Annotated in this window: 8 protein-coding genes; 3 read left to right on the top strand and 5 right to left on the bottom strand. The window is 62.7% G+C overall.

Going from position 1 to position 11,108, the window contains the following annotated elements; genetic code table 11:
* Positions 1-174: 174 nt before the first annotated feature.
* Genes AC2VNO_RS00920 through AC2VNO_RS00905 form a run of 4 tightly spaced genes read right to left on the bottom strand, consistent with a single transcriptional unit; the run spans position 175 to position 5,922 of the window.
* Positions 175-3,060 carry an FAD-binding and (Fe-S)-binding domain-containing protein gene (locus AC2VNO_RS00920; protein ID WP_486932383.1) on the bottom strand — a complete coding sequence of 962 codons (2,886 nt, stop codon included), beginning with the start codon at positions 3,058-3,060 and terminating at the stop codon, positions 175-177.
* On the bottom strand, positions 3,057-3,725 hold the full coding sequence (locus tag AC2VNO_RS00915) for a LutC/YkgG family protein (RefSeq protein WP_486932382.1): 669 nt from the start codon (positions 3,723-3,725) through the stop codon (positions 3,057-3,059). Before AC2VNO_RS00915 ends, AC2VNO_RS00920 begins: the two co-directional genes overlap by 4 nt.
* Entirely contained in the window at positions 3,725-5,170 is a 1,446-nt protein-coding gene (locus AC2VNO_RS00910; protein ID WP_486932381.1) for a LutB/LldF family L-lactate oxidation iron-sulfur protein, read from the bottom strand. Before AC2VNO_RS00910 ends, AC2VNO_RS00915 begins: the two co-directional genes overlap by 1 nt.
* Positions 5,167-5,922 carry a (Fe-S)-binding protein gene (locus tag AC2VNO_RS00905; protein WP_486932380.1) on the bottom strand — a complete coding sequence of 252 codons (756 nt, stop codon included), beginning with the start codon at positions 5,920-5,922 and terminating at the stop codon, positions 5,167-5,169. The genes AC2VNO_RS00910 and AC2VNO_RS00905 overlap by 4 nt, the downstream gene beginning before the upstream one ends.
* Positions 5,923-6,231: 309 nt before the next feature.
* Between AC2VNO_RS00905 and AC2VNO_RS00900 the strand changes: the two genes are divergently transcribed.
* Genes AC2VNO_RS00900 through AC2VNO_RS00890 form a run of 3 tightly spaced genes read left to right on the top strand, consistent with a single transcriptional unit; the run spans position 6,232 to position 10,308 of the window.
* A complete protein-coding gene (locus AC2VNO_RS00900; protein ID WP_486932379.1) occupies positions 6,232-7,005 on the top strand; it encodes a GntR family transcriptional regulator in 774 nt (257 codons plus the stop codon).
* 11 nt (positions 7,006-7,016) lie between these two features.
* Entirely contained in the window at positions 7,017-8,933 is a 1,917-nt protein-coding gene (locus tag AC2VNO_RS00895) for a sensor histidine kinase (protein ID WP_486932378.1), read from the top strand.
* Positions 8,926-10,308, top strand: coding sequence for a sigma-54-dependent transcriptional regulator (locus tag AC2VNO_RS00890; RefSeq protein WP_486932377.1), 1,383 nt, complete (start codon positions 8,926-8,928; stop codon positions 10,306-10,308). The genes AC2VNO_RS00895 and AC2VNO_RS00890 overlap by 8 nt, the downstream gene beginning before the upstream one ends.
* Here the strand turns inward: AC2VNO_RS00890 and AC2VNO_RS00885 are convergent.
* Entirely contained in the window at positions 10,284-10,955 is a 672-nt protein-coding gene (locus tag AC2VNO_RS00885) for a metal-dependent hydrolase (protein WP_486932376.1), read from the bottom strand. The two genes, AC2VNO_RS00890 and AC2VNO_RS00885, sit on opposite strands and share 25 nt — an antisense overlap.
* Positions 10,956-11,108: the final 153 nt, after the last annotated feature.

Raw genomic sequence — 11,108 nt, 5'->3', positions numbered from 1 at the left:
ATCCACCGCCTGCAACGTTGCCCGTCACCGGCAGCGGATGCGTACTTTACGGTTTTCATCCGGCCCCTGCAAGAGGCGCTTGTAAAAAAGTTTCACGCCGGTGACGGGGCAGTGACGAAACGATGGCAGCCAAACTATCCACAGGCGCCGGGAGACGGGCGCCTGTGGATGATTTCAGGCGCCAGCTTCCTCCTTGCTGCGTCGCCGACTGGCGCGATCCAGCAGGGAGAGAATGGAACGATATGGGATGCCACCATGCAGCGACAGGCCGATCTCACAGGTGCGCGAGTTGGAGTACCCTGCATCGCACTCCTCCACCTGCTCGGCCAGGCCTTTTAGCGCAGAGGCATTGAGCTCCGGCGTAACCAGCCCCTTGTCGCCGGCAAAGCCACAGCAGGTGATCTCGGCCGGAACCACTACGTCACTGGCGCAGGCTCGCGCCAGGGCCACCATGCGTTCGGCCAGCCCCATGTGCGTGCTGGAACAGGTCACGTGCACCGCCACTCGCTCTTCGAGCGGAGTGATCTCTAGGCGCGAAAGCAAGTGGTCGTGAGCGAAGGCCACCGGCTCCTGCACCACCAACCGTTCATCCAGACGTCCCTGCATGTGCAGAACACAGGGGCTGGTATCGCTGAGTATCGGGTAGCGTCCATTCTGACTCGCCGCCAGCAGCTCGCGATTCAACTCTCGCGCTTTGTGAGTCGCCTCATCGAACTGGCCCTTGGATTGAAAAGCCATACCGCAGCACAGATGACCCGGCATGTCGGGCACGATCACCTCGAAGCCAGCCTTGTCGAGCAACGCCAGGGTAATCTCCATGACCGAGCGAGTCTCGCTGTCACCATGAGAAGCGCCGAAGACCCGAGTGGCACAGGTGGGGAAATAGACCACCTTGTCACGCACGTCGCCTGCAGCAGGCTGCTGCTTGAGCACGCGAACCGATGCCGCCTTGGGCAGGGTAGGTATCCACTGTGGCACGCGGCCGGCACTGGCTTTGGTGATGGCTCCGCTCACACCGGCGAGTCCTTTTTCACCCAGCACGGCACGCCCGGTGCTCGCCAGGTTGAGCATACCGCGCGCCAGGCGAGTGGTTCCGGAGAAGTGCCGCCCCACTCGCCGTGCCATTCCGCCATGCTGCGCCAGCCGTTCGTGGCGCATCTCTCGGATCAGCTCACCGGTATTGATGCCTACCGGGCATTGGGTGGCGCACAAGCCGTCCACGGCACAGGTCTCGTCGCCGGCGTAGCGATAGTCTTCCCGCAGACGTTCCAGTCGCTCGGCCTCCTGCGCATCGAGGCCATCCCCCAACGCTTCGAGCCGGGCCATCTCACGGGCGATGACGATGCGCTGACGCGGCGTCAGCGTGAGGTCCCGCGAGGGACACACATTCTCGCAGAACCCGCACTCGATACACTTGTCGACGATGGGGTCAGCGGCCGGCAGCGGCTTGAGGTTTTCAAGGTGAAGCGTCGGGTTACGGCTGAGAATGACATCCGGATTAAGCAGGTTTTCGGGGTCGAACAACGCCTTGATCTGCCACATCAACGCGTAGGCCTCGGGGCCCCACTCGAGCTCGACGTAGGGCGCCATGTTGCGCCCTGTACCATGCTCGGCCTTGAGCGAACCGCCATATTCGACACCGACCAGTTGTGCCACTTCATCCATCAACGCCTGGTAGCGCTCCACCTCGCCGGGCTTCTCGAAGCCCTGCGGAAAGACGAAGTGCAGGTTGCCCTCCAGGGCATGACCAAAAAGGATGGCCTCCGGATAGCCGTGACGATGAAAGGCATCTGTCAGGGCCAGCACGCCTTCGTCGAGCCGCTCGATGGGAAAGGCGACGTCTTCTATGATCACCGTGGTGCCTGTTTCGCGCACCGCCCCCACGGCGGGGAAGAGACCTTTTCTGATCTTCCAGTAGAGTTCGTAGGTACTTTTGTCGCGCGTGAAGTCGAGGGGTTCCAAGGTATGGATACCCTCGAAGATGGCGCGTACCGCCTGCAGCCGCTCTTCCAGCTCGGCTTCGTCGTTGCCGCGCACGTCGATGAGCAGCGCTGCGGCCCCGTCAGGCAGGGCTTCGAGCACCTCGGGCATGCCCGGCTTGCCTTGTACCGAGCGCAGTGCGGCGCGGTCCATCAGCTCTACCGCCGAGACCGGTGCCGGCTTGAGCGCGATGGTGGCGCGGCAGGTGGTCGCCATGTCGGGCAGGAAGACAAGCGCCGCAGCCTTGTGCGGCTCATCGATGACCGAGTCGTAGGTAATCGTACTGATGAAGCCGAGGGTACCCTCGGAGCCGATCATCAGGTGCTTGAGGATCTCGATGCCGTCTTCGAAGTCGACCAGACTATTGAGGGCGTACCCGGTGGTGTTCTTGAGCCGGTATTTGTGGCGAATCTTTTCGGCCAGCGGCTCGTTGCTCCGGGTCTCGGCCGAGAGCCTCTCGAGCCCCTCGACGAGTTCGGCGTGGCTGCGACGGAAAGCGGCGCAACTGGCCGGGTCAGCGGTATCCAGACGCGTACCGTCGGCCAGGATCACACGGATATCCCGTACCGTACGATAGCTGTTCTGCGCCGTACCGCAGCACATCCCCGAGGCGTTGTTGGCGGCGATGCCGCCTACCATGCAGCTATTGATGGAGGCCGGATCGGGACCGATCTTGCGTCCGAACGGTGCCAGCAGCTGGTTGGCCCGAGCACCGATCACGCCGGGCTGCAGGCGAATGGCCCGGCCGCCGTCGAGCACCTCGTGGCCCCGCCAGCCCTCGCGCAGCTGAATCAGTACCGAGTCGGTTACCGCCTGGCCCGACAGCGAGGTGCCGGCGGCACGGAAGGTTACCGGCAGTTGGCGTGAACGACAGCCGGCGAGCACGGCCATCAGCTCATCCTCGTTGGCAGGCTGGACCACCAGCCTGGGAATGAGCCGATAGAAACTGGCATCGGTACCATAGGCAAGCGTTCGCAACGGGTCATCGATCAGGCGCTCGCCGGGCATGATCTCGAGCAGCTCGCGCTTGAGCTCCTGCCATGCATCGTCAGTCGGTACGGTTGAAGTCGCGGCGGTCATGAGCGCTCCTCGGCGTGGCGTACCAGAACCACGAGCTCCCTGGGGCCGTGCACGCCGTAGGCCAGGGTCTGTTCGATGTCCGCCGTCTTGCTCGGCCCCGAGATCAGCAGTGCGTTGGTGGGCATGCCGGTCGCCCAACCGTGTGCCTCGACGATATCGAAGAAGGTGTCTTCCAGGGTATCGGCATCCAGCACGGCGATATGGATGGGCGGCACCAGGCTCAGCAGTCGCGGCTCATCGGGGGTCGGCCACAGCCACAGGCTGCCGGTCTCGGCAATGGCACCACGAGTCGACGTAAGACCGGCATCGGTGCTGTGAAACTGATCATGCTGCCAGATTTCGATATCGCGATCGGCATCGACCAGGGTCACGTCTCCATCCGTCAGAGCGGCACGCGCCTCGGCGGCAACCGGGTGCTCACGCCCCAGGGCCAGTCGGCGAATGCCCTTCGCATGCAGCAATTCGACGAGATCGGCAGTCCAGGTGCTGCGGGACACATGGATGACTTCGCCGTGCACCGAGGTGATCAGACGCTCGAAGCGCTCCAGCCGCTCCTGCGCATTCCAGCCACGTCCGGTAACGACGGCGAAATCGCTGACAGGCGCCGTCAGCGGACCATCGGTTCGTTCACGCAGGCGCTTGAGAATATTGTCGCGGGCGCTCATCACTGCTTGCCCCCCTTGTCGACCTGATGGCGCTTGACCAGCTCGTGCAGCGAAGCTTTGGCCGGCTTGGGCGCAGTACGATGCTCGGTCCAGACACCCAGTTTCTTGGGCATCAGCGCTTGAAGCTTGCCAACGATGGCCGTGCCGCTACGCCAGGCACCAGGATGGGTAGCCAGCCATTGGTAGGCTTTCCAGGCCGCCACCTCTTTCCTGGTACGCTTGGCACCGGCGCCGGGTACGTTTCCACGCCCCTCGCCTACCGCTTCACGACGCAGCCTCACCAGCAGGTCGGGAATCGGGATCTTCACCGGGCATACCTCGCCGCAGGCGCCGCACAGGCTCGACGCCGTGGGCAGGTCCTTGGTTTCCTCCAGCCCCATCATGTGCGGCATCAGAATGCTGCCGATGGGGCCGGGATAGGTAGTGCCGTAGGTGTGGCCGCCCACACGGGTATAAACCGGGCAGTGGTTCATGCAGGCGCCGCAGCGAATGCAGCGCAGGGTGTCGAGCAGCTCGTCGTCCTGATAGATGCGGGAACGACCACTGTCGACCAGCACCAGGTGGACTTCCCTGGGGCCGTCATGCTCCCCCGGCTTGCGCGGCGAACTGATCATGTTGAAGTAGGTAGTGACGTGTTGGCCGGTGGCCGAACGTGTCAGCAGCGCATAGAGCGGGGGTACGTCCCGCAAGTGCTCGACCACCTTTTCGATGCCGGTCACGGCGATATGGACCGGCGGCACCGCAGTCGTCATGCGGCCGTTGCCTTCGTTTTCCACCAGGCACAGGGTACCGGTCTCGGCTACGGCGAAATTGACCCCCGAAATGCCCACGTCGGCATTCATGAAGCGCTCGCGCAGCTGGGCACGGGCCGCCGCGGTCATGTAGTCGACATCGCGGGTGCGCTCGGTGCCGGTCTTGACGTGCATGATCTCGGAGATCTCATCGGTGTTGAGATGGATCGCCGGCATGATGATGTGGGAAGGCGTCTGCTCGTTGAGCTGTACCAGGTATTCGCCGAGATCCGACTCAAGCGCCTCGATGCCCGCCTCTTCCAAATGGGCATTGAGGTGCATCTCCTCGGAGACCATCGACTTGCCCTTGATCACCGCCTTGGCTCCGTGGCGCTCGCAGATATCGCGAATGATGCGGCACGCTTCGTCGCCGTTCTCGGCCCAGTGCACCTGGATGCCGTTGGCCTGACAGTTGGCCTCTAAGCGTTCGAGAAGGTCGGGAAGCTTGGCCAGGGCCCGCAGCCGAATGTTGGCCCCGAGTTCGCGCAGGGTTTCGAGATCCCAGTCGCTGAACACGTCGCGCCGTTTGGCCATCAGGCCATCCATCGCCTTGCGAAAGTTGCCGCGGATCTGCGGATTGCCCAAGGCGTCGTGGGCCTGGCGATGAAACTCGCGGGGGCTGAAGGTTTGTACCGTGGGAGGCTGCGCGCTCATGAGGTCCTCCGCCACAGATAGCTGGCAATATGCTCGCCGGTGACTGACTTGCCCTGGTGTTCGAAGCGCCCGCTTATATTCATCAGGCAGCCGCAGTCCGAGGTGACGAAGTGTCGGGCTCCCGTAGCTTCGATGGCCAGAGTCTTGTCTTCCACCATGGCGGCGGAGACCTCCGGATGGCGCACGGCGAAGGTGCCGCCAAAACCGCAGCATTCCGTGGCACGGGCCTGCTCCACCAGCTCGACCTGCCCCATGCGGGCAAGCAGTGCCGGTCCGGTTTCCCCCAGCCCCATTTCACGCCTAGCACTGCAGGAGGTATGCATGGCCACCTTCTCAGGCTGACCACGGTCCTCAAGCTGAAGCTGGCAGACATGCAGCAGGAACTCGGTGAGCTCATAGACTCGCCCCGCCACCTCGTTGGCCTGAGCCTCTCTCGGCGTGCCGGCAAACAGCTGCGGATAGTGGGTTCGCATCATGCCGCCACAAGAGCCGGATGGAACGATGATCGGCCAGGATTCTGGAAACAGGTCGAGCTGTGCAGCGGCCACCGTCTTCGCCTCGTCGTGGTACCCGGAGGTATAAGCTGGCTGGCCGCAACAGGTCTGCGCCTGCGGATAAAGCACCTCGATGCCTTCACGCTCCAGCAGACGAATGCCATCCAGGCCGGCGTCTGGATAGAATAGGTCGATCAGGCAGGTGCCGAAGAAGTAGACCTTCTCCGGCTTCGGTGGGTACAGCTTGACTGGCGTCATGAGACTCCCTCACTGTCGGCCGTGGGCAATGGCGGTCTGCTTATTGTTATTTCTGAGTCCATGTAAATTGGTAAAACCAATTTACCCAAATAGAATCGTTGCACCTTAGGGGGCACGGCATACGGTGTCAAACGTCAAGCCCCTCCATACCCCTTAGAACTTCATAGACTTTGGTCTAGACGAGGGAGAGTACCCTGCTCTGCCGCACCTGCCGAAGCGGTGGAAGCCTACGACATGATTGCAAGGCGCTTTATTTCGCGCCAATATTGGTAAGACCAATTAAGCCAAACGGCATCAGGAAAGCCTCGCATGACCTACCAGAACGTACGCCAGCCGCGACTGGCCGATGTCATCACCGAGCGGCTCGAAGCAATGATCCTCGAAGGTAGCCTCAAGCCCGGCCAACGTCTGCCGCCTGAACGCGAGCTGGCCGAACGGTTCGGTGTTTCACGCCCTTCGCTGCGTGAAGCGATCCAGAAGCTGGCTACCCGAGGCTTGCTGACCAGCCGCCAAGGCGGCGGCACTTTCGTGACCCACGAACTCAATAGCGGTTACAGCGACCCGTTACTGGACATGCTAGCAAGACACCAGGAATTCCACCTGGACCTGCTCGAATTCCGCGATGCCATGGAAGGCATCTCGGCCTACTATGCCGCGCTACGCTCCACCCCGGCCGACCGTGCCATGCTGATCAAGCGCTTCGAGGAGCTAGAAGCCTGCTTCGCCGGTCGCAACCCGGAACTCGAGGCCAAGGCGGATGCCGCCTTTCATCTGGCCATCGCCGAGGCGGCACACAACGTTCTGTTGTTGCACACCATTCGCGGTATTTTCCATCTGTTGGAGAAAAGCATCGTCGACAACCTCGCCCACCTGTTCGCCAAACCCCAGTCACGGCCCCTGCTGATGAAGCAACACAGGGCACTGCTCGACGCCATCCTCGAGGGTCGCGCCGAGGATGCACGTGCGCGAGCCCATGAGCATCTGGTGTTCGTCGAGGAGGAGCTGCTGGAAATGGAGCGCGCCGAGACCCGCGCCCAGCGGGCCTTGCGTCGCGCTCAAGCGCTGCCTGAAACTCAGCCTTAGGGTATCCATGCGTGAAAGGCCCACACCGCCCACCTCGCTTGCCGGTTCCACTTCGCCGTTTGCTCCTGTTGCTGATACCGCTTGGGCTCATTGCGGTCATCTGGCAAGCGTCTCAGGTGGCACGCGAACAGGCGCTGCAAACCCTGGTGAGAGAAGCCGAGAACGAGCTGCGCCTTTCGGCCGCAGGTCTGGAAGGGCACCTGACACGGCATGACTACCTGCCGCAACTGCTGGCGTCTCGCGAAATGGTGAGACGCTTCTTGAGTAGTCGCAGCCCGCAAAATCCCATGCCGCTCAACCTGCTGCTCGACCAGTTTCGCGCCGTTGCCAACGTTTCGGATGTCTACCTACTCGATCGCCATGGCACTACGTTGGCCGCCAGCAACTGGCACATGGACAACACTTTCATCGGGCACAACTACTCCTTTCGCAGCTATTACACCGATGCCATCGCCGGCTATCGTGGCCGCTTCTTCGGCCTGGGAACCCAGTCACTGGAGCGAGGCTACTACTTTTCGGCCCCGGTATGGCTGGACGAAACGACTCCCGACGCTCGGCCGGACGGCGTCATGGTCATCAAGATCTTGCTCGACGTCGTAGAAGAGAGTTGGGCCGAACAGGATGCCGAGCTGCTGGTCACCGATGAGGACAATATCATCTTCATGGCCAGCCGCCCCGAGCTACGCATGGCAGCCCTGTTTCCGCTTTCCGAGGAGGAGCGACAGGCCTTGCTCGCCACCCGGCGATACGCCGACGAGCCGCTGACCCCTTCGGGCATCGACGTCTATGAGCATCGGCCGGACGGTAGCCGCCTGGTAAGGTTCGATGAGGGTCCACTGGCAGATGGCAGCTATCTGGGGCTGGCTCGCCACATGGAAACCTATGGCTGGGACATGTACATCCTCAAGCCCCTGGGAAGCGTATACCAGGCGCAGTGGCTGGCCGCCGCGCTGGCGGGCGGGCTTTACGGCGTCGTCATCCTGGCAGGTGGGGTAGGCTGGCAACGCTGGCGTCTGCGCCGCGAGCGGGAGCTGTTCGCCGAACGCGAGCGCCGCACACTGGCCAGCGCACGCGATGAACTGGAACGCAACGTCGAGCTGCGCACACGGGACCTCATGGAAACCAACAGGCTTCTTTCCGATGAAATCGAGGAACGGCGCCGCGCTGAGGAGAACCTGCGACAAACTCGCGACGAGCTGATTCAGGCCGCGAAGCTCGCCGTACTCGGCCAGTTGGCCGCCGGCATCAATCATGAACTCAACCAGCCGCTGGCCGCCATCCGGGCTTACGCCGAGAACGCACGCACCTTTCTCGAGCGCCAGCGGATGGAGGCCGCCGATGCCAATCTGGCTCAGGTCATCGAGCTGACCGAACGCATGGCCGAGATCAGCGCTCAGCTACGCCAGTTCTCGCGCAAGAGCGACAGCTCTCTGACGGCGGTATCGGTCCAGGCATGCATCGATTACGCACTGCGGCTCTACCAGAACCGACTCCACGACGTTGAGGTAGTGCGTGTCTGGGACGAAGAAATCTGGGTCCATGCCGACCTGGTACGCCTCGAGCAGGTGCTGGTCAACCTTATCGGCAATGCTTTGCAGGCGATGGCGGAAACCCCAGAGGCCAAGCTCGTTCTGAGCATCGAAACAGAGCCTGGCCTGGCGCGTATCGCCGTCAGCGATAGCGGCCCCGGAATTCCTGAGCCGCACCTTTCGCGCGTATTCGAACCCTTCTTCACGACCAAATCGCCGGGTAGCGGCCTGGGCTTGGGCCTCTCGATTTCGGCACGCATCATCAAGGACCTGGGTGGCGATATCCTGGCCGACAACCAGGCTGGCGGCGGGGCTCGCTTCACCATTATCCTGCCCCGGATGGAGCGCCCGGATACACCTCAGCCATCGCCAAATCAGGAGCAGCGATCCCATGCATGACCCGGCGGCCATCCCGGTACTGATCATCGATGACGAACCCCACCTGCGCATTACCGCCGGACAGACCCTGGAACTGGCCGGCTACCACCCGCAACCCCATGCCAGCGCCGAGAGCGCACTGGAGACGCTCAAGCCCGACTTCCCCGGCGTGATCGTCAGCGATATCCGAATGCCCGGCATGAGCGGCATGGACCTGCTACGCGAAGTCCGCCAGCGCGACCCGGACCTTCCGGTCATTCTGATTACCGGACATGGCGATATCTCCACGGCGGTGGAGGCCATGCGCGAAGGTGCCTGGGATTTTCTGGAAAAGCCCTTCGCCGGAGAAAGGCTGGTCGAAATGGTCCGCCGTGGCATCGAGAAGCGCCATCTGAGCTTGGAAAACCGCCAGCTCAAGGCCGAACTCGAAGCGCAACAGGCCGCTCCCGGCCCCCGCCTGGTAGGGCGAACCTCTGCCATACAGCGGCTCGCCTCCATGGTGCAGCGCATCGCCCAGGTGGAAACCGACGTGCTGCTGTTCGGCGAGACAGGCACCGGCAAGGACCTGGTGGCCCGGGCCATTCACGAGCGAAGCCCCCGCGGGGGACATCCATTCGTGGCCATCAACTGCGGTGCGGTGCCGGAGAGCATCATCGAGTCGGAGCTGTTCGGCCACGAGAAGGGCGCCTTTACCGGCGCCGTGGAGCGACGCATCGGCAAGTTCGAGCATGCCAATGGCGGCACGGTCTTTCTGGATGAGATCGAATCCATGCCCATGGCGCTGCAGGTCAAATTGCTGCGAGTGCTGCAGGAGCGCTGCATCGAGCGCCTGGGCGCCAACGAGCCGGTGCCGCTGGACATTCGGGTGATTGCCGCCACCAAGGTCGATCTCAGGCTCGCTTCCGAGGCTGGCGAGTTCCGTGAGGATCTCTACTACCGGCTCAACGTGGTCACCCTGCCGATTCCCCCATTGCGTGAGCGACGCGAGGACATTCCTCTACTGTTCCAGCATTTCGCCGTCGTCGCCGCCAATCGAAGCGGCCTGGAAGCTCCACCGTTGGGGACCAGCGGCGTCTCGACCCTGATGGCGCATGACTGGCCCGGCAACGTACGCGAGCTGCGCAATCTGGCCGAGCGCTACGTGCTGCTAGGTTCGGCCTTCGACTACCGACTCGACATGTTGCTGCAAGGCGTCGAAGCGGATGTCGCCGAGCTGGCTCTGCCGCAACAGGTGGAGCTATTCGAGAAGAGCCTGATCAGCCAGTCGCTGGCTAGCCACCGCGGCAGAATTACCGACGTCTGCCAGCACCTGGGGCTACCGCGCAAGACGCTCTATGACAAGCTGAGAAAATATGGCCTCAAGGCCGAGGATTATCGCCACAAGGCGACTCCTTGAGTCAGCAGGCCCATGAGCAGAGGCCAGGGCGGCAACCAGGGCAGCAGCGCGATGGCGGCCGTCAGCATGGCCAACGAATTGCCGGGCGACTTGAGCGCGAAGGGTTTCATCGCCGTGCCGAAGGAACGCTTGATACGCGCACCGGTAAGATCGACGCTATATATCTCATCCAACAGCAGATGGATGACGAACCCCAGACTGACGGCAATGCCATGCACCCAAGCCAGGCGGGCCGGCTGATCGAGCAACTGGTAGCTCAACGCGGTGGCCGTCAACCCGCACAGCACGGCGGCAAGCTGCGAATGCCAAATGCCACGATGCACGGTGAAGCGGCTGAACACACCCCCAGCGAGGTAGCGCACCACCAGGTATAGCGCTCCGCAGACTACCAGCAGATGACCCGGCGCCAGGCGCGACTGTAACAGCAGGGCCCCGGCCACCACGCTGGGCACCGCCAGTAGATTGAAGATAAGCCGGATCGCCTTGGAACTGTCGGCGTCGATATCGGGCAATATGCCGCCGAAGGTGACCAGCCCGAACACGGCCGCGCCCTGCCAGGGATCCCACAGCCCTACCTGCCAGCCGCCGTGGGCCAGCACGGCACCGCCGATGGCGGCCACGCCAAGATGGGTGCGAAAGTCCGCCATGCGGGACAAGCCTTCCAAGCTGGATATATATCCAGATTATCCTCGTGCCCGCAATGAAAAACAATGGCTTAGGCGCTTTCATCCAGCAAGATTGGCAACCATGTGTTACCCGCCAAGCGCGGCGAGGTACTGATCCTTGAGCTTGACGTAGTT

This window comes from Halomonas sp. TH-94 (genome assembly GCF_057473365.1).
This window is presented reverse-complemented; position numbering and strand designations above follow the sequence as displayed.

Excerpts from the sequence above, each read along its gene's own strand:
- AC2VNO_RS00920 (WP_486932383.1), bottom strand. The coding sequence starts at position 3,060 with ATGACCGCCGCGACTTCAACCGTACCGACTGACGATGCATGGCAGGAG.
- AC2VNO_RS00915 (WP_486932382.1), bottom strand. The coding sequence starts at position 3,725 with ATGAGCGCCCGCGACAATATTCTCAAGCGCCTGCGTGAACGAACCGAT.
- AC2VNO_RS00910 (WP_486932381.1), bottom strand. The coding sequence starts at position 5,170 with ATGAGCGCGCAGCCTCCCACGGTACAAACCTTCAGCCCCCGCGAGTTT.
- AC2VNO_RS00905 (WP_486932380.1), bottom strand. The coding sequence starts at position 5,922 with ATGACGCCAGTCAAGCTGTACCCACCGAAGCCGGAGAAGGTCTACTTC.
- AC2VNO_RS00900 (WP_486932379.1), top strand. The coding sequence starts at position 6,232 with ATGACCTACCAGAACGTACGCCAGCCGCGACTGGCCGATGTCATCACC.
- AC2VNO_RS00890 (WP_486932377.1), top strand. The coding sequence starts at position 8,926 with ATGCATGACCCGGCGGCCATCCCGGTACTGATCATCGATGACGAACCC.
- AC2VNO_RS00885 (WP_486932376.1), bottom strand. The coding sequence starts at position 10,955 with ATGGCGGACTTTCGCACCCATCTTGGCGTGGCCGCCATCGGCGGTGCC.